The sequence below is a fragment of the Helicobacter canis genome, from assembly GCF_008693005.1.
Classification (GTDB): domain Bacteria; phylum Campylobacterota; class Campylobacteria; order Campylobacterales; family Helicobacteraceae; genus Helicobacter_B; species Helicobacter_B canis.
Genome location: NZ_VXKE01000012.1, coordinates 21403 through 41023, shown reverse-complemented (window position 1 = coordinate 41023; position 19621 = coordinate 21403). Strand labels below are relative to the sequence as shown.

Below are 19621 nucleotides of genomic sequence, written 5' to 3'. Positions count from 1 at the left end.
TTCTAGGCGCGCTTGTGGATAATGGCGAAGTTGTTCATACCTAGCTGAAAGTATGTATGCTTTGTGAGTGTAAGCTCTGGGACAGAAGCGACTAGCTCGCGTAAATCACGCTTGTTGTAGTAGCGTTTATGGTCGGCTATCTCTGCTTCGCTTACAATCTTTAGCCTAAAGGCTAGAAACTCTAGCACAGGCTTGGCTAAATGGCTAGGCACGGTGAGAAGCAAGATGCCATCTGGCTTTAGCACGCGCGCGATTTCTTCTAGCATCGCTTGTGGGTGGTGCAAATGCTCTAGCACTGCTAGCATTGTAATAATCTCAAAGCTTTCGTTGGGAAAGGGCAAGTGGCAGAGCTTGTGGGGTGGGGGCGTTGGGTTGGTGGATTCGGCTAGCACACTAGAATCTAAGTTTTGGGTGTTTGGACTATGGATCGCCACGCCGCTTTGCGCGGCTCGCGATGACAGGGAAGCCTGATTTTCTTCTAGGATTCTAGGATTTGCGGTATTGCTTGTGCTGTTTTTCACAAATTTGGGGAGAGAGCTAGACTTGAGGTCTGCGGTTCTCTCAAAATTTGTGAAATCAGTGCAATGACTACCCGAAGCCGAATTCTTACAGGATTCCCCCCCCCCCCGTTTTGGCAGACTTAGGCTCAAAAAAGTAGCTAAAAGTATGAAGCTTTTCTGTGCGTATCTCTGGGGCTTTGAAGTCAATGCCAACGCCGCGCGCGATATAAGGCTCAATCTCGTGCAAAAGCCTAGCCTCCCAGCCGCAGCCAATATCAAGCACGCTAGGGTTGCTAAAGGCTTGTATGCTAGGCAGGACACGAGCTAGGCGCATTTTGCGTAGGGTGGATTCTAGTAGGGCTTCTTTCATTCTATATTCCTTTGCATTGGCTCTTCCTTTGATTTGCTATCGCTTTTGCTAGGGCTTAGGCTCTTGCGTGTAGAACATCTCTCGCCCTAGGAACTCTCCCTTGCCTAGATTCTGGTTGAAGTAAGGCGTCATCGGGCGCGCTTCATACAAGATAGCTTGCGTGTTTTCATTTGGCGTATCAAAGCGCACATACTCCAGCACACCTAGATCACTCACACGCTCTTGCACATACACTTCACGCACTTTAGGATACTCAAGTATCCCCCATTTATCGTGGCGGTAGAGATTAGGCACGCTAATTAGGCTAAAGAGCACAAAAGTCCCCACAAGCCACCTTGGTCTCTGCCACATACACGCCACAAGCAACACCCCCCACACGATCACAAACATATATCGCCCATTCATAAACATCGGCGCACACGCTAGCACAAAGCCAAGTGCCAGCCACAAAGAGCCAGCCCTATATGCTTGGCTTAGCACATAGGCAAAGAGTATGCCAAGCAAAGGGATCAAATACACCATACCAAAGCGCGGATCAGGTCCAGCGAAAAACCAATACAACACCCCTATGACAATGCACACAAGCACCACGCCAAAGCCACTCACGCGCCTGCGTGTGTAAAGCCTAGAGGCAAGCACAAAACCCAGCCCGATAAAAAAGCTATACACAAAGTATTTGAAGTAGCTAAAGTAGCGCGTCTTCATACTAAACCACTCCACCATCCACGCAGAGTCTGCCAGCACTTCACGGCAGTTTTTAAGCGGGGCGCGCGCCCAGCTCATAATCCAGCATACTTCATTTTGCCTAGCTTCTTCACTCACCGCCCAAGGCAAGCTTGTGATATAGCCAATGCTTGCAGGATAGGCAATCATACCTGAAGTCGCCAGCCCTTTAAGCACCCAAGGCAGCACAAGAAGCGCACTAAGCGCGCCTAAGCCCAAAAGCCCTAGCAAAAACTTCTTGCTTAGGATTTGGGATTTATACACCAGCACAAAGCTTATGGCGACGGCTAGGATTAGCGCGAAGTTGGCGATTTTGACCATTGTGGCAAAGAGGGCGAAGAGAAAGAGCAGCGCAAAGAGTGGAAGTTGTGATTTGGGCGTTGGCTTTTTGGCTAAAAATGGCGATTCTAAAGAAACATCGGCTAACGCCGAGCGGTATCCCTTGTTTTGCTGCGGCGATTCTGCGGTTACATACGCCCAAGTATGCGCCCTTGAATCGCCTTGCAAAGCCCCATTTTTATCACCAAAATCCTGCCGCCTAGTTGCGTTTGTAGAATTGTGGCTTTGTAGATTTTGGGTGTTTGGACTATGGATCGCCACGCCGCTTTGCGCGGCTCGCGATGACGACTCTAGCGCGGTTTTGCTTTCAGCTTGATTTTCTTCTAGGATTCTAGGATTTGCGGTGGGGCTGTGGGAGCTTTGCGGATTTTCTAAAGAAACTTCGCTTCGCTCGTTTTGGGGAAGGTTAGCGACCTTAGCGGTCGTGCCTTTCACAAAATCCGCAACACTACCGCATTGCTCACCCAAAGCCGAATCCATTATGTAGAGCAAAGTCGCAAAGATTGCTACTCCAAACACCACGCCCACCCCCTCCACATACAGCCCCATAAACTCGCCCCACTTCAAAATCAGTGGGAATGGCATAAGAGCGCAGATGATAAAAAGCTCATAGAATCTAGCTATGCGACTTTGAAGCAGCCGCACAAACGCCAAAAACGCGCTAAAAAGGAGGCTAAAATACATCACTTCATTGCCCACGAAGCTGCGTAAGCTTGGGATCATCTGCGAGACATCAGTAAGCGCGTAGAATCCATAAATCAAGCCATTGTATCCCAAGCGCGTATGGACATTACCTAGCCCAAAGACTAGCGGGGACTCTTGTATCCAAGTAACAATCTGTATATGGTAATTCACACTATCGCCCACAGAATCACTAAGCGTGCTTAAAGGCAGCACCACAAGCAAAGCAAGCAAGCCACTAAGAGCTACTTGCTTACCAGCACCTGCCACAAATGCCCTAAGCCCAACACCAAAGAGTATAAGCCCAAGTAGAGCCACCACCACACTTACCCACCCCCACAGCGGGAAAAACAAATGCCACACGCAGACAAAAAACATAAGCATAAAGCTCCCAGCGATAAATGCCAGCAAGCTTGCTAGAGCTAGTGAGCTACCAAGCAAGCTCCCAAAGATCGCATACCGCTTACACGCTAGCTTTAAAGCCATAAGCCCATAGCCATACACCGCCAAAATCCACGCACAAAGCACCAAGGCTATTGCCCCATTTATCACGCCAATATGTAAAAGCTTTTCTATCATCGCTATATCCTTGTTGTGTTAGTTATCTAGTGTAGTTATCTAGCCCTTGAAGCGATACTTCACTATCGCCCAGAGCGCGCGGAAGCCATCTTTGACTCCGATCTTTTTGCCCTCTTCATAAGTCCTGCCGTAGTAGCTTATGCCCACTTCATAGATTCTAATGCCCTTGATTTTGGCGATTTTTGCCGTGATTTCAGGCTCAAAGCCAAAGCGATTTTCTTCTATGGTGATGCTTTGAATAATCTCGCGTTTAAAGACCTTGTAGCAAGTCTCCATATCAGTTAGGTTTAGGTTTGTCATCATATTTGAGAGCAGGGTTAATAGCCCATTGCCCATTCTATGCCAGAAGTAAAGCACGCGGTGGGACTCCCCACTCACAAAGCGCGAGCCAAAGACCACATCTGCCACGCCCTTTTCAAATGGGGCTAGGAGCTTTGGGTATTCATTTGGGTCGTATTCTAAATCTGCATCTTGGATAAGCACGAGATCGCCACTTGCGTGGGCGATTCCTGTGCGAAGGGCTGCGCCTTTGCCTTGGTTTTTGTCGTGGTAGAGAATTTTTAAAGAGCAGTTTTCTTGGCTAGGCTGCAATGTGGCTAGAATCTCCCTTGTGCCATCGGTGCTGCAGTCATCTACGATAATGATTTCTTTGTGGTAGGGGATTTGCACGCTTTGCACCGCTTGCAAAATATCTGCGATCGTGGATTTTTCATTAAAGCAGGGAATGATAATGGAGATAGAATCTAAGATGTTTTTGCTGTCATTGCAAGCATTCTTGGGCGCGTGGCAATCTACTGCGGTGCCGTCATTGCGAGAAAAATCGCTAGATTTTTCGTGGCAAAACAAGGGATACCGCTCGGCGTTAGCCGATGTTTCTTTAGAATCTATACTAGATTCTAGATTTTGGGTGTTTGGACTATGGATCGCCACGCCGCTTTGCGCGGCTCGCGATGACGAGTGGGAGGCTTGGCTTTCTTCTTCTAGGATTGTGGAGCTAGAATCGGGGCTTTGTGTTTTTGATTCCACTTGCTCGCGGTTGGATTTGGGTGATAAAAATGGGGCTTTGCAAGGCGAGTCAAGGGAGTTACCTTGAGTGGTAATGACCGCAGGCTCGCCGCAGTAATCGCCATTTTTAGCCCCAAAGCCTACGCGCCTAAGTTGTTCCCCCCCCCCGTTTGGCTGGCATCTCTCGCATCATACTCTCTCCTTTACACATCAAGCCCTAGGGCTGATAAAAGCGCAGATTATAGCAGATTTCACTAGAAAACAAGCGAAGCGATGTTTCTTTAGAAAACAAGCGACAGCGGTGCGAGGCGAAGCCGCAGCAGGTTTCTTTAGAAAACAAGGGATACCGCTCGCTGATAGGCGATGTTTCTTTAGAAATGCTTGGCTCTTAGAAATCTTTAAGCTCCAAGTCCTGCCATATCTCTTCTGGTGCGCTAGACTCCGCTGGCATAGGCAAAGGGCTAGAATCTAAGCTTTGGGGCTTGCTTGCAGGGCTTGGCTCTTGTGGGGCGGAGTCTTTGGGGGCTTTAGGGCTATCTTTTTTAGATTCTAGGGGCTGGGCTTGGCTTGGCTCTTGTGGGTCTTGCACTAGCTCTTTTGACTTGGGTGTAGAATCTAGACTTTGAGGCTCTTGGCTAGAGTCTTGCTCCTTTGTATCTGGCTCTTCTTTTTCTTCTTTGGTGAGTTTTTGGGGCTTTTGGGTGGGCTTTGGCTTTTTGCTAGGGTGCTTGGCGTGCTTTTGCGCTAGCTCTCTTAGGTGCAAGGCAAGCGACTCTGCTACAAGCTTGTAGCCATAGGGACTCAAATGCACATCAGGCTTGGAGAGAGCTTGCGTGATCCACTTTTGCTTCCCGCCGCTCTCATCGATAAAATCCTGCATATCAAAATACAGCGTGTTCTCATCTTTAGCCAGCTCTCTTGTGGCTTGGCGCACGCTTTCATAGCTTTTGCTTTGGACATAGCTGCCATTTTTTTGCTTCAAGCGCACTTGCGGCGCGCCTAGCAGGAGGATACTCGCCTTTGGCTGGAGCTTGCGCAGAGTGCGGATAAGCTTGGCGAAGTTCTGCTTATAGAGCTTGGTGTTGATCGTTGTAGCAATCGCGTCATTTGAGCCATAGGATAAGATGATTAGATCAAGATCAAGCTCCTCTAGCTCCGCTTGCCACAGCCCTTGCTCCCACTTTTGATACAAATCACTGCGCGCGCCATTTATGCCTAGATTTATCACATAGTTGTCGTTTTTCTTGCTAATGATATAGCCTCCTAGCATTGCATTAGGCAGTAGGGACTCTATATGGATAGGGAAGCGCAGCGACATAGGCTCGCTAATGTGCCATTTATCCGCCTTTTTCGCCCCAAGTCGCTTAGACTTACCGCTAGAATCCTTCACCACAAATGCCCCCAAAGTGCTAGGAGCTTTAAACACAAAGCGCGTGCTGAAGTCTTGATTGTCTTTAGAAAAGTTGAGCGAGAGCTTCACAAATGCGCCCTCTTGCTTAGCTCGCGCGATGATCCCACCTAGTGGGTAGCTGTTTGCCCCATCTTTTCGCGAGTTGATAAGCTCAAAGCCTTTGTGCTGGTAGTGTGTGAGCAGATTTTGGTGGAATGCCGGGAAAATCGGGTAAGCAAAGCCGATAGAATCCACCTCCATAAACCGCTCGCGCAGCACGCGCGGGATAAAGTCCCCTGCGATATGAGAGTCCCCAAACACCGCGATCCTTAGCCCTAAATCCTTAGTGTGCGGCTCTGCTTCTCCCCCAAGTTTATAAGCTAGATGTGGGAAATTCTCTTCGCCAAAGTCAATTAGCTCGCCCTTTTTTGCCATAGAGTCTAGCACGCTTTGGGCTGGGAGCTTGGGCAGTGGCTTTGCGGGCTTTTTTTTAGACTTTTTGGCTTGGGGCTTGGATTTAGCCGGAGTCTTTGCCTGCGTGGATTTGGGCTTGGCTTGGGAGCTGGGCTGGGCTTTTGAGCTTTGTGTATTAGCTAGGGTAAAGCTAGTGATACACGCACAAAGTGCGCAAAAAAGTAGAAGCCTAGTCATTATCGCTCATAAACAAGGATTCTAGCGCGGTGGCAGCTGATGTGTCTTTAGAATCCATAGATTCTACTTGCGCACTAGAATCTAGGAGAATGTGATTGCTGGGCGTTGTGGATTGCTTCGCCGATAAATCATCTCGCAATGACGGGGAAAAGCTAGAATCTAAAAAGTTAGATTCTAGCGGGGCGGATTTTTCGCGTTCAGCTTGGTTTTCAATTTCAGCCTGATTTTCTTCTTCAAGGATTCTAGGAATTGCGGTGGGGCTTTGCAAGTTTTGAAAATTTTGGGGAAGGTTAGCGGACTCCCTGTCCGTGCCTTTCACAAAATTTTCAATCTTGTCAAATTGCTCACCCAAAGCCGAATCCCCACTAGAATCTACCATCTCTAGCCGCTCTAACAACAGCCCCCCCAACACCCTAGACCCATCTCCACTAAAGTGGATTCCATCATTTGCGCGCAGCTTCACGCTCTTGCCAGCTTGCGTTTTGCCATAAGCAGTATAGACTCCTTCAGGTGCTAGAGCCGCATTTGATGGCAGAAACACTGCCTTGAAGCTCGCCACTTCTCTAGCATACAGGGTGTTTAAAAACACTAGCTTGGCATTAAGGCTAGGCTTTTTGACAATGGGAGCTTCATACCACACGACAATGGCATTATGCGCATTTGCCGTCTCCAAGATCGCCCTAATGCGCGCGCTATAAACCTCCACCCACTCGGGGCTAGCGTATTTGATCTTGGGCATATTGTAGGGATCATTTGCACCCACCATAATCACCACGACCTTGATATGCGGATTTTTGGTAAAGGCATCGTTAAGCGTCTTACCCCAATCAAAAAAATCCACATAAGTAAGCCCTGTGCTTTGCTTAGCTATATCAATCACGCTAAATCCGCGCTTTTTAAGCTCCCTGCCAAGCGTCATACCAACCCCTTGCATCAAGGAGTCCCCGATAAACAAAAAGGTAGATTCTGGCTCTAGGATAATGCGCCCCTCTTGCGTGATAAGCGGGTAGATCACCTGCTCAATCTCTGGCTCTGGCTCTTGCTCTATCTCGGGCTCAAGGCTATGCTCTTGCACACTTAGTGCTAGCTCTTCTTTAGATGGGAAAAGCCACGCACGCACAGAATCTAGCGCGCGCGCTGGAGTGCCTAGCGCGTAAAGCACAGGCGAGCTAGGGTCAAAGGGCGTGGTGTGGTATTTTTGCTCGATGTAGGAGAGCACGCTTTTGTTCATCACTGCAAGCACAAGCACAAAGCCTAGCACAAGCGTTAGGAAAAACTCATAAATACGCATCAAAACCCCGCGTAGATGAAGTTTGGAATCCCATCAGGCATTAGGCAAAAGACCACCACAAGCACGACCCCTAGCAAAATGGGCTTTAAGATATTTGGGATTTTGTAGAGAGAGAAAACACATCGCCGCAAGAGACTCTCACACAATGGATAAAGAGCAAAAAGCACAAAGCCCACCACTAGAAGCACCACTTCAGGCAAGTGGATAGGCTGGGAGAAATTCTCCACAAACGCCCCCAAAAACGCCATAGAATCACCAAAATCCTTGTAGCAGAAAAATACCCACGCAAATGTTACAAAGCAAAAGGTGCAAGCTCTTGCCACAAAGCCTGCAAGCACGCCGCTGCCAAGCCCTAGCCCCAAAGCGCGCAGGCTATTTAGCCACACAAGTCCTAGCCCGTGCAGCACCCCCCAGATAAGGAAGTTGATCGTATTGCCGTGCCAAATCCCAGAGAGGACAAATGCCACCATCACAGCAAGCTGCGCGCGCCAAAATCCGTGCCTAGAGCCACCTAGTGGGATATAGACAAAATCGCGGATAAAGGTCGATAGGCTTATATGCCACCGCTCCCAAAAATCCTTGAGATTGCGCGCCATATAGGGCATATTGAAGTTTGACGGCAAAGTGAAGCCAAGCATTAGTGCAAACGCACACACAAGATTGACATACCCGCTAAAATCGCAATAAATCTGCACGCTATAGCCAAAGATCCCAAGCAGCAGCTCGATAGCGTTGTAGTTAAGTGGGTTGCGCAAGATGGGCTCTGTGTATTCCTGCACATAGGTGGCGATTAAGACCTTTTTGACAATCCCAAAGAGCAAAAGAGTGATGATGAGATTTGCACTCTTGCTCTGCCACAACCGCAAAGACTTTAGCTGAGAGAAGAAAAAATCACTCCACATAATGGGACCAGCGATAATGGTGGGGAAAAATGAGAGATAAATAGCGAGATTAGGCAAGGACTCTAGCTTGGGATTAGTGATATAGACATAATCACTTGGCGCGTGCTTTGCGTGATAAATTGCCACAAGATAGGTGATAGAAGCAAAGCTATAAAAGCTAAGCCCTAGAGGGAGCAAAATATCTATATCGATAAAATCTAGCCCAAAAAAGCGCAAGAGATTTTCAAAGCCATCTTTAAAGCTAGCAAAATACTTAAAAAAGCTAAGATTGCATAGCACCAGCGTAATAGCAGCCAGTAGCCCCGCCTTGCCACTGCCTGAACTCCCAGCTATCATAAAGCTAGCCCCAAAGATAAAGAGCGTATAAAGCGCTAGCACCAGCGCGAAGTAAAAGCTCCCAAACCCCCATAAAATCGCATAGTTGAAGACAAGCAGCAGGGCATTTTGCCACGCTAAGTGCTTATGCAAGCACCAATACGCGATAAAAAATGCCGCAAACACCAGCCCAAACTCTATGGAGAAAAAAAACATACCGCTCCCACACCGCTAGATCTAGAATCTAAAGCGCGAAGTATAGCAAAGCCTAGCTTAAGGCGTAAGAAGCGCGCCCTAGAATCTAGCACATTGCATAGAGCAGAGCTAGCTAATGTTTAGTCTAGGAGTGGGGCGCAAATGCGGTATCACCGCGATAGTTTTGCATAAAATGAGAATGATATTTATTTTTTAAGAAACATATAAATAAAAATTAGGAACTATTACCATTTTATAAATGCTGCGCTTGCGCAGGCAAAACCACCAAATATTCTTAAAGGATCTATAATGAAACCAAACCTTACTCTCTCACTTAGTGCGAGCTTGCTTATCCTAGCTCAAAGCCTAAATGCTAACACCAATGCAAAGCCACTAGAATCTAGCCAAACTAGCCAAGAGACAAGCGCGCCCCAGAGCTTACCCCAAGCTTTAGGCTCTAGCAAAGCTCAAACCCCCACAATGCTAAATCAAGTCAGCGCATTTGCTAGGAAAAATGCCCAGCTAGATAGCCTAAACCGCAACACCTACACCCTAGATAAATCCCAAATCACTGATAAAGGCTACACCTCTAGCACTAATATCTTCCAATATATGCCCTTTGTCCAGCTTAATGACACAGGGCTAGGGAGCAATATCGACCTGCGCTCTCAAGGCGCGCGAGCTAACACATCTGTGCAAGTGCTAGTTAATGGCGTGCCGACAAATATGCTAGATTCTAGCCACGGCGTTACGCCCATTAGCACACTCTCCCCTAGCTCCATAGAAGCCATAGAGATTCTGCCCGGCGGCGGTGCGGTGATGTATGGCAATGGCACGCGCGGCGGGGTAGTATCTATCACCACGCAAAAACGCTATGAGAAGCCTTATTTCTCCGCGGGACTTAGCTATGGCAACATTATCGCTAGCACAGGGAATAATATCAATGCTGATGTGAAGCTTGGCACAAAATTTAGAGGTGATACACGCAGTCCCATTTATGTCTCTTTAGGCGCAGCCTATATCCATAAAGGCGGACCAAGGGTAGGCGATCTCACCCAAGGAGCGCAGGCAAGCGGCTCTCTTGCCATAGATTTTGGCGATAGGGTGAGTATGGATTTTAGCCTAGATTACTTTGGTGGGAGTATCAAAACAAGCCCGAACAATTCTTTCCAAATCACGCCAAACCCTAGCAGAGATGAGCGCACCAAAGCTGGCTATGGTAGCTTGCACAACACGCAGCACAGACTTGATGCAAGCCTAGGGCTAGTGGCAAATCTCACCCAACAATCCAAGCTTGATGTGCGCACATTTTTCCACCTAAATCGCATTGATTATGTGGATTCTACGACTAATCTCGCGCTCTATATGAACGCCTTTAATAATGTCCGCGCGGATCAAAATGGCTCATTTTTTGACGACAAAAAGGCGGGTGCGATTGTGAAATACGACTTACACCACGATAAAGGTCGCTTCATCGCCGGGCTAGAATCTATCTACAATCGTGGGGAGAGAGCGATGAATCAGCATATATTCTGGCAAGGCGATCCTGTGTCAATGATGGGGCAACAAGTCAGCAAATATGACCACACGATGAAAATCCCATTTCAAGGCAGCAAGTGGAGCAATGCGGCTTTTGCGATAGAAAAATACGATTTTACCAAGCGATTTTCACTCACAGGCGGGGCGCGCTATGAGTGGGCTTACTATGACATTGATGTCGCTTATGACTCTACCATAGCTATGACTATGGGCAATCGCCCTATGCAAATACCCACCACCGCCAAAGGCAGCCTGCAAGACTCGCTACACAACTACGCCCTAGAGCTTACCCCAAGCTATGCATATAGCGACTCTGGCGCGCTGTATTTGAAGTATGAAAAGGGCTTTTTCTCCCCAAGTCCCAACTCTTTACTAAAGCGCGATGGCAGGAGCTACACTGCTACAAATCTCAAAAAGGAAGAATACCACACCATAGAAGCGGGGATTAAGGACTTTTTTGGCGATTTTTTGAGCCTATCTCTTAGCGCGTTTTACACACTTACTACTAATGAGTTCTACACCATAGGCAATGCCCACTCCCTAGGCGGCGTAAGCTACAACAACTACGACTTCACGCAGCGCGCTGGGGTGGAAGCTTTCTCCCAGCAGTTTTTCTTCAACGATGTCCTGCACTTTAGCGAGAGCTTCACTTATGTTGATGCAAGGATTTTGCAAGATAATGGCAGCAAAACTAATCGTGCTATCCCCTACACAAGCAGCTACAAAGCTACTTTAGGAGCGAGTCTCTCTCTAGGGCGACACTGGAATCTATGGACCCAGCATAGCTTCTTTGGCGCGCAAAAGGACATTGTAGGCGGCAATATCCCCGCATATAGTCTAAGTGATATTGGCGTGGAGACAAACTATGGGGGCTTTTCTTTAAGTGCTGGGGTGCGCAATGTGTTTGATACCTTTTATTACAGCTATTACAACAGCGATAAAAGCGACCCCATCGCGGGCTATGGATTCTTAATAGGAGCTGGGCGCACGCTATTTGTGCAAGGGCGATATAGCTTCTAGCCTTTTATAGATTCTAGGCAGATGAAGAAACAAAGCGTAGCTGCAGCTCTTAGTGAAAGCCAGCGCATAAAATTGTATAATTCGCCATTTTTATGCAAGGAGCTACTATGTGCGGGATTTTAGGGATTTTGGGGCGGAGCGATGAAGCAAATTTCACCAAAGCACTCCACACACTCACCCACAGGGGACCAGATGCCTTTGGCGTGTATGCAGGGGAGTCTATCACGCTAGGGCACAGACGCTTATCGATCATCGATACCAACGAGCAGAGCAATCAGCCAATGCACTTTACAAATAGTAATATTTGCGGGGGGGGGGGGCGAAGTGGATTCTAAATAGAAGTGATCAAAGCCCGCTTTATAGCATAGTTTTTAACGGAGAGATTTATAACTACATCGAGCTAAAAGAGCAGCTCAAAGCCAAAGGCTATATTTTCCACACGCAAAGTGATACTGAAGTCGCGCTAGCAAGCTTTATAGAGTGGGGGGAGTCCTGCTTAAACCGCTTCAATGGTATGTGGGCTTTGGCAATTTATGACCATAGAGCTAAACGCCTTTTCCTAAGCCGCGATCGCTTCGGCAAAAAGCCGCTATTTTACGCCTTTATCACCACGAGCAAAGGAGAGAAGCAGCTCATCTTTGCTAGCGAGATGAAAGCGATTTATCCCTACTTAGCACAAATTTCCCCATCACACACCTTTAGCGCGATGAGTGCTAGGGCAAATATCTTCTCCTATCCACAAACCCACGATACCCTAGTAGATGGGATCTACCGCTTCCCCTACTCACACTATGCTTTTGTCAATCTAGGAGATGGCAGCCTCACCCCCACGCGCTACTACAATATCCTAGACCACTTGCGCCCAGCCCCTAGCACCTATGAGCTAGCAAAGCAGGAGTTTTTCACACTCTTTTGCGATGCAGTGAGAGTGCGAATGCGCTCAGATGTAACCATAGGCACTGCGCTTAGTGGGGGGCTGGACTCTAGCGCGGTGATTTGCACGATGGCACACCTTGCCAAGCAGGGAGCAGAAGCGCAAAAAGACTGGCAGCACGCCTTTGTCGCCTGCTTTAAAGACACGCACCAAGATGAGAGCTGGTATGCCAAGCAAGTAGTCGATCATATCGGTATAAACGCGACTTTTAAGGAGATTGAGCCGCTAAAGGAGTGGGATAATATCTATAAATATTTCTATATGCTAGAAGATCTCTATGGGCGCATACTCCTGCACGATATTTTGATTTATAAAGAGCAAAGGAGCAATGGCATCACCGTGAGCCTTGATGGACACGGATCTGATGAGCTATTTTGCGGATATGGGCATATCCCCTATGCTTTGTGGGATAGCCGCTATCACCCACTGCGATTATGGCAGCTTTGCCACACGACTAATGGCACGCGCCTGCACCCAGAATCCACTTTTAGCGTGCTAAAATCTAGTCTAAATATGTTTGCTCGCACGGGGGTAAAAAGGCTTATCGGCAGAGAGATTATTAAAAGCGCGGATTCTAGCCACCCAAATTTCAAAGCTATGGATACGCTTAATCAAGTGCTGTATGTGCTGTTTTTTGAGACGCTGCTACCTGTGATTATCCGCGACTATGATAAATGCTCGATGATTTCAAGCATAGAGATACGAATGCCCTTTATGGATCATAGGCTTGTGGAGTTTATGTTTAGCCTGCCTTATCACTACAAAGTCGGCGGCGGCTATACTAAAAAGCTCTTGCGCGATAGCATTGGCACACTTATGCCAAGCTCTGTTACTTGGCGCAAGCCCAAGCTAGGCTTTAATGCGCCTATGGCAGACTGGATAGCGCGAGATAAAAGCCACAATGGGCTAAAAGAGTGGTTTTTAGACATTGCGCACTCTCAAGACTTCCTAGAGTGCCCCCTTGTGCCTAATGCCAAAGAGACAAAGGAGCAGATTCTAGCCCTAGCTAATGGCAATATCGCCCAAGAAAACGCCCAAAACACCGCAGAAGAAGTATGGTGCGCGCTCAATCCTTACCTATGGCAAAAGTCCATAGCCCAATACGCGCTTAGATTCTAGGGCAGATATGGGCTAGCACGCTTGCATAAAATGTAACAATCTAGAGCAAAAAGCTAGAATCCATATTGACAAAAATTTAGGCATTTAGTTAGAATCGAAAGCTTTTGTGTAAAGAGACTTGAAGCAAATCTCGCCCCCCTGCAAAATTGTAAGGATATGTATGACTAGCTTGGCTCAAAAGTATGCGACTACTGCAAAATATTTCGCCTACGCAAGCCCACAAGAAAATGCAAGAGAAAATCCACGCTCTGCTATGAGATTTCTCAACGATCAAGGGCAGGCTATCAAGCCTAGCTTCCGCCATATACGCGTCTCTTGTATCTCACACTCATCATTACAGCTAGCCACTATCCCCTGCCCAAAGCTTGACCCCAGCCAAAAAGAGCTCTATGACATCTGCGTGCAAAAGCAGATCCTTGAGCCTAGCAAGGCATATCTCTTTAGTGCTATCCCCCTTGGTGCGCCAGCCCCGCAAGCCCCTATAAGGCAATACAAAATCTTCGCGCGCGAGCTTGCAGAGACTCAAGTAGATTCTAGTAGCATTAGCCCTAGAATCTATGAAGATTTAAGCGCGCAAGTCCTTATCCCACTAATCCTGCTCCCACTCGCGCAAGATAAGCAAGTAAGCGGAGTGTTTTTACTCGATGATTGGCTTTGTGTCTATGACAAGGGCGCGCTACTCTATGAGTGCGTGTGCAGCGATCTCTCATCGCTCTATGATGCGCTTAGCTTCATTGGCTCAATGTATGGCAGCCCTAAGGCGATCTTCTACTACCAAGACTTTTTGCAAGATCTCTCGCAAGATCTTTTGCCAAATGCGCTAGATCCACGCACGCTAGATTCTAGCCTAGTGCGCATAGAGCCTATCACAAAGCCACTCTACCAGATCCTTGATGACTCCTTGCACTCCCAGCGATTTACCCCGCTCCATAATCCCCACGCCAAGCAGCTTTTACAAACAAGTAGCTTCTGGCAGGGGCTGGGGCTTGTGGCGTGCTGCGTGCTTATCCTTGCGCTGCCATTTTGCAAGCTTTTGTATGCGAGCTACCTTGATAACCAAGCAAGCGATTTACGCGAGCATAATGCCCAGCTCACCCAAACTCTAAAGTCCCAAAACCTAGCCATAAGCAAGCTACCTCATCAAAACACCCAAATCACCGACACTATCCACCATCTCTACACCATTAAGTCCCGCTACACTTCTCGCCTAGAGATTCTCTCCACACTCTCGCAAATCGCGCGCAAGCACGAGACTTGGATCACTTATTTGCAGCTAAGTGGTGGGCTAGAAAAGGGCGAGACACTCCTAGAGCTCTCCTGCCAATCGCAAAATCAAGAAAATCTCCAAACCCTGCTACTCTCCTTGCAGCAGAGTCTAAACCTTGAAATCATCTCCACAGAAGAAGAGTCAAACCCAAGCGATGTCTTTGGCACAAAAATCACGCTAAAGATCGGCTATGCCTAGACTCTTTACCGCTTGCGATCTTTGGCTTATGCAAAAAAGTGCGCGCGAAAAGCTCGCGCTCTTTGCCCTGCCCTTGGTGCTGTGCGCTGGCGTGGCTTTCCTTGTGATCTTACCGCCAATTGATACTACCTTGACACAAAGCAAGTTTGCCTATGACACGCAAGAGAAGCTTGCAAACGAGCTAGAATCCACTTTAGCCCAGCTAGAAGCAAACTCAAGCCAAGAAGAGCTAGCAAGCACCCTAGCCTACAAGCAGCAGCTCCTACATAGCCTGCAAGAGCGCGCACTTACCAATGCCCAGCTTGCCACAAAGCTAGCGAGCTTTAGCAAGGGTGAGAAGCGCAAAGGCGCGCATTTATCCTTTAGCACTATGGGTGATGTGGATATGCTAGAAGATATTATTGAGCTCTTAGAAGCGCAGTATTTTGTCTTCATCGAAAATCTTGCCATTAACGCCCCTTTTGCAAGTAGCCTAGAGCTGTCCTTTGATGTGCTAAATCTAGGAGAAACACTCCATAAGCTTAAAGAGCTGTGATGAAGCGGTGTGTGTGGGCTATGCAGCTGTGTATGCTACCCCTTTTTGCCCAAAGCCTACCCCAAAGTTTGCAAGAGCAAGTAAGCGTGCTTTTGCGCCAGCCTCCAGCGCATAATCATCGCATATATAATGTCTTTGGCGAAAAGGAAGTCGAGCTCAAAGTCTCTGCGATTTTAAACCACAAAGCCCTAATCCACAACACTTGGTATAAGGTGGGCGATAAAATCGGCATTTTTATCATCACGCATATCAACGCACAAGAAGTCGCACTCATAGACAAAAAGGGCAACAAAAAGACCCTAGCCCTGCAAAAAAGAGTCTTTGAATGATTGCCCTAGAATCTGCCACACACTCACTTAAGCCTAGATTCTACTGCGCTAGCTTTGCGCGCCAGATTCCGCACCGGATTCTAGCTATATTGCTAGTATGCACCCTCTTACTCTCCATAACCCAAGCTAATGAATGTGCTAATAGATCTTTCACCCTCCAAAGCAAGCCCAATCTCTCCCCCAAGCTCCTACTAGAAGAGATCGCACTTGAGTGCAAGCTCTCTTTAATCCTAGAAAACAACGCCCAAAACGCCTTAGATAAAACAAAAGTAAGCTTCTCTTTCCACAAGGCAAAGATACAAGAGATCCTCTCCACCATAGCCAAAGCCAGCGATACACATTACTCCCTAGAGCAGGGGCTTATCCGCTTTAGCCACCTACGCACGCAAACTTTCCATATCAACTACATCGCCACCGCACGCGTGGGCAGCTCCAATACCGATGTCGTCTATGGGCAAGAGTCTCAAGCCCAGTCCCTAACCCCACACACAAGCTACCACCAGCCCTACGCCACCAACCCCCTAGGCGATGACATACAGACAAAAGCCCTAACCCAAGGCACACAAAGCCCAATTTTTGGCAAGTCAGGCACGAAAATCTACTCCATTGATGAGCTAAATTTCTGGGGCGATTTAGAAAATGAGCTTATCGCCATAATCTACCAAGAAAACGACAGCTACAATCCCAAGCACCCACGCATTATCATCAACAAAGGCGCAGGACTCATCACCATAAATGCCACACCAAGCCAGCTAGATCGCGCTAGAATCTACCTAGATGCCCTGCAAGCGCGCCTAAGAGAGCAGGTGCAAATCGATGTGCAAATCTTCCACATAGAGCATAGCGATATAAACACGATCGGCGTAAATTGGGGCAAGCTCTTTGAGCTAGGCATTAACACCGCGCCAAACACCTCCACCCCGCTCTTTAGTGCTAGCTCTAGCGGGCTAAATTATGGCGTATATGTCTTCTCGCAAGATCTATCAATCGGGCAAATCGTGCAGTTTCTCCAAGAATATGGCAAGACCAAGTCCGTCTCCAACCCAAAAATCATCACCCTAAACAACCAGCCAGCCATCATCTCTGTGGGCAATGTCCTGCGCTACTCCCAAAGCCTAATCTACCAGACCTCCACCAACTCCAGCACAATCCAAAACACCGGCTACCAATACCCAAGCGTCTTTAGCGGTGTGCTGCTTGATGTAACGCCCTCAATCTATGGGCAAGAAATTATCCTAAAAATCAACCCCTCCATAACCGCGGCAAAAGACCCCTCCATAGAAAACCAGCCCCAAGCCCTAAACGCTCCGCCCAATCTCTCTACCAATCAGCTCTCCTCCATTGTGCGCATACAAAATGGGCAGCGCGTGATTTTAGGCGGGCTTATCAGCGAGACAGATTCTACACAGACCAAAAAGCTCCCCCTGCTAGGCTCAATCCCCCTGCTCAAATACCTCTTTTCCTACAAAAAGAGCATAAAGCAAAAGCGCGAAATGGTCATCATCATCACCCCAACCATTATCGATAATCAAAGCACGCCCTACACAATCAATGAAGCCTAGATCCCTAAAATCCACCGCAAGCAAGCTTTCACAAATGCGCACAAAGCTTACTCTCACTTGCACTAGAATCTGTGCCGCCCTAAAGCCCAAAATGCACCAAACATATAGGCTGCTTGATAAAATAACTACTAAAGCAAATAAGGCAAAGGCATTTTGCAAGCGAGCAAGCACTTATACTGCAACGCTTCTGCGCACACTCCTTGCACAATGCCTAGCCAAAAGAAACGCACTCATCACTCTAGCCCTGCTGTGTTTGAGTGTGTTTTTTGGGCTGTGGAGTGTGTTTGTGCTAGGCATACTCTATGAGCGTCAAAGTGCGCACCAAGAGAGCTTGCGCAAAGCCTTAGCCCTAGAATCTAGCACGCCTACCACTCTCCCCACAAGCCCACCCAAGCAAGCTCGCCCACAAACTAGCACCCCAAGTAAAGGCAACATCGGTATGGGGGACTCGCTCCAAGCCTTAAGCACAAAGCCTCCAGCAATCCCAATCCCCGATGAGAAAGAGAGCATTATCACAGGTAATCTCACCTACACAAATGCCCTAAGCATTGCTAAAAGCAATCTTCTAGCACAAGATTTTACACGCGCTAGAATCTGGCTATATCGTGCATTTTTACTCCACAATGGTGGCAAGGAAGTATGGGAGCTGTATTGGCTCTCCTTTGAGCAAGACTACCACGCAAGCATTGAGCAAAAGCAAGCCGCCTATACACTCTACCTCCAAGCTAAACGCTATTATGGATTCTAGGAGCTTAGAAATGGTAGAAACAAGCAGAAAGCTAGATCTATCAAGCTTTGCCCCACGCAAGCTCCACACAGAGATTTTACCTGCAAGTTTATGTGAGAAATTTGGCGCGATCATTTATGCAGCCACTGACACACATATCACAATCGTGCTAGCTAAGCCTAGCGAGCACTCTAAGCAGCTCCTAGCCCATCATCTAGCTCCGCACCTAGCTCTAGGCAAGCAGCTAGAGTTCTGCCTTGAAAGCTCGTTTTGCTTTTATTGGATTCTAAAGGCGGTGGGCTTTGTGGAGCATTTTTACTTACTTGATGAGGTGGATTCTAGGCTGCACTATCTCTTGGAGCAAGCCCTAGCACTTGGGGCAAGCGATGTGCATATCGAGCATAAGCCCCACTATGCAAGTATCCGCCTAAGGATTGATGGGATCTTGCGCGAGATTGGGCGCATAGAGCTTGATGACTTTAGCAAGCTCTCAAGTAAAATCAAGCTAGATTCTAGGCTTGATATTACTGAAACACGCCTACCCCAAGATGGGCGAATGCAAAAAAACTTTTTACACAAGGACTATGACTTCCGCATATCCTGTATGCCGCTTTTGTATGGAGAGTCTATTGTCGTGCGCCTTTTGCATAAGCACACTACTCACCTTAGCCTTGATACCCTTGGGCTATCTCCTAGCACTGCAAGTGCGCTACGAGACTCTATCACTAAAAAAAGCGGACTTATCCTTGTCGTAGGACCAACAGGCAGCGGGAAATCCACCACCCTCTACGCACTCTTAGAGGAGCTGCAAACCTTGGAGAAAAAGATCATCACCATAGAAGATCCTATCGAGTATCAAATCTCATCAGCCACGCAAATCCAGCTTAATGAAGACATAGGATTCTCCTTCTATGAAGCTCTAAAATCCACCCTGCGCCAAGATCCAGACATTATCCTAGTAGGCGAGATCCGCGATAAGCAGACCCTAGATCTAGCCCTTAATGCCTCCCTTACAGGGCATTTAGTGCTAGCAAGCTTGCATAGCCACGATTGTATCTCTAGCCTTGAGCGGCTCTTTGAAATGGGAGCAGCGCGCTCTGTGGTAGCGACAAGCCTGCTGTGTATCATAGCCCAAAGGCTTGTAGGCAAGCTTTGTGATAACTGCAAGCATAAAACTCCGCAAGGCTATGTCTCTAGGGGCTGTGAAGCCTGCGATGGCAGCGGGATTAAAGGACGCATAGTGCTTGCAGAGCACCTTAGCATTGATGACTCGCTTCGTGCGCTGTTTTGGGAGGATTTATCTGGGGATTGGCGTTTATCCTTGCGTAAGGCACTTGTAGCGCGCAAGCTCCCCACACTCAAAGATGATGCCCTAAGCAAGTGCGAGCATATCGACTATCGCCAAATCGCCCTACTAGGGTAGTATGCTATACTTCGCATTTTAAGGAGT

At 47.8% G+C, this 19621-nt stretch carries 16 protein-coding genes; 9 read left to right on the top strand and 7 right to left on the bottom strand.

What is annotated here, in order from left to right; genetic code table 11:
* Nucleotides 1-2: 2 nt before the first annotated feature.
* From F4V45_RS04040 to F4V45_RS04010, 7 genes are all read right to left on the bottom strand, one after another.
* Nucleotides 3-650, bottom strand: coding sequence for a class I SAM-dependent methyltransferase (locus F4V45_RS04040; protein WP_150337175.1), 648 nt, complete (start codon nucleotides 648-650; stop codon nucleotides 3-5).
* Complete coding sequence (locus tag F4V45_RS04035) at nucleotides 607-870, bottom strand: class I SAM-dependent methyltransferase (protein ID WP_246145026.1); 264 nt, start codon at nucleotides 868-870, stop codon at nucleotides 607-609. The genes F4V45_RS04040 and F4V45_RS04035 overlap by 44 nt, the downstream gene beginning before the upstream one ends.
* A 48-nt stretch (nucleotides 871-918) precedes the next feature.
* On the bottom strand, nucleotides 919-3192 hold the full coding sequence (locus tag F4V45_RS09710) for a DUF8201 family protein (protein ID WP_246145024.1): 2274 nt from the start codon (nucleotides 3190-3192) through the stop codon (nucleotides 919-921).
* Nucleotides 3193-3231: 39 nt separating this feature from the next.
* A complete protein-coding gene (locus tag F4V45_RS04025; protein ID WP_246145022.1) occupies nucleotides 3232-4218 on the bottom strand; it encodes a glycosyltransferase family 2 protein in 987 nt (328 codons plus the stop codon).
* A gap of 367 nt (nucleotides 4219-4585) precedes the next feature.
* Nucleotides 4586-6238, bottom strand: a complete 1653-nt coding sequence (locus F4V45_RS04020) for a GDSL-type esterase/lipase family protein (RefSeq protein ID WP_170235160.1) — start codon at nucleotides 6236-6238, stop codon at nucleotides 4586-4588.
* On the bottom strand, nucleotides 6231-7529 hold the full coding sequence (locus F4V45_RS04015) for an SGNH/GDSL hydrolase family protein (RefSeq protein ID WP_150337173.1): 1299 nt from the start codon (nucleotides 7527-7529) through the stop codon (nucleotides 6231-6233). The genes F4V45_RS04020 and F4V45_RS04015 overlap by 8 nt, the downstream gene beginning before the upstream one ends.
* On the bottom strand, nucleotides 7529-8962 hold the full coding sequence (locus tag F4V45_RS04010; RefSeq protein ID WP_150337172.1) for an MBOAT family O-acyltransferase: 1434 nt from the start codon (nucleotides 8960-8962) through the stop codon (nucleotides 7529-7531). Before F4V45_RS04010 ends, F4V45_RS04015 begins: the two co-directional genes overlap by 1 nt.
* Before the next feature lie 288 nt (nucleotides 8963-9250).
* On the opposite strand from F4V45_RS04010, the gene F4V45_RS04005 reads away from it, so the two are divergent.
* From F4V45_RS04005 to F4V45_RS03970, 9 genes are all read left to right on the top strand, one after another.
* Nucleotides 9251-11500 carry a TonB-dependent receptor gene (locus F4V45_RS04005; protein WP_246145021.1) on the top strand — a complete coding sequence of 750 codons (2250 nt, stop codon included), beginning with the start codon at nucleotides 9251-9253 and terminating at the stop codon, nucleotides 11498-11500.
* Nucleotides 11501-11607: 107 nt separating this feature from the next.
* Nucleotides 11608-11835 carry a hypothetical protein gene (locus tag F4V45_RS04000; protein ID WP_150337171.1) on the top strand — a complete coding sequence of 76 codons (228 nt, stop codon included), beginning with the start codon at nucleotides 11608-11610 and terminating at the stop codon, nucleotides 11833-11835.
* Complete coding sequence (gene asnB, locus F4V45_RS03995; RefSeq protein ID WP_150337170.1) at nucleotides 11805-13553, top strand: asparagine synthase (glutamine-hydrolyzing); 1749 nt, start codon at nucleotides 11805-11807, stop codon at nucleotides 13551-13553. Before F4V45_RS04000 ends, asnB begins: the two co-directional genes overlap by 31 nt.
* 160 nt (nucleotides 13554-13713) lie before the next feature.
* Nucleotides 13714-15018, top strand: a complete 1305-nt coding sequence (locus F4V45_RS03990; RefSeq protein WP_150337169.1) for a hypothetical protein — start codon at nucleotides 13714-13716, stop codon at nucleotides 15016-15018.
* Nucleotides 15011-15553, top strand: coding sequence for a type II secretion system protein M (gene gspM / locus F4V45_RS03985; protein ID WP_150337168.1), 543 nt, complete (start codon nucleotides 15011-15013; stop codon nucleotides 15551-15553). The genes F4V45_RS03990 and gspM overlap by 8 nt, the downstream gene beginning before the upstream one ends.
* A complete protein-coding gene (locus tag F4V45_RS03980; protein ID WP_150337167.1) occupies nucleotides 15553-15882 on the top strand; it encodes a hypothetical protein in 330 nt (109 codons plus the stop codon). Before gspM ends, F4V45_RS03980 begins: the two co-directional genes overlap by 1 nt.
* On the top strand, nucleotides 15879-17444 hold the full coding sequence (mshL, locus tag F4V45_RS03975; protein WP_150337166.1) for a pilus (MSHA type) biogenesis protein MshL: 1566 nt from the start codon (nucleotides 15879-15881) through the stop codon (nucleotides 17442-17444). The genes F4V45_RS03980 and mshL overlap by 4 nt, the downstream gene beginning before the upstream one ends.
* On the top strand, nucleotides 17434-18192 hold the full coding sequence (locus F4V45_RS09405) for a hypothetical protein (RefSeq protein ID WP_170235159.1): 759 nt from the start codon (nucleotides 17434-17436) through the stop codon (nucleotides 18190-18192). The genes mshL and F4V45_RS09405 overlap by 11 nt, the downstream gene beginning before the upstream one ends.
* Nucleotides 18107-19594, top strand: coding sequence for a GspE/PulE family protein (locus F4V45_RS03970; RefSeq protein WP_170235158.1), 1488 nt, complete (start codon nucleotides 18107-18109; stop codon nucleotides 19592-19594). Before F4V45_RS09405 ends, F4V45_RS03970 begins: the two co-directional genes overlap by 86 nt.
* Nucleotides 19595-19621 lie beyond the last annotated feature (27 nt).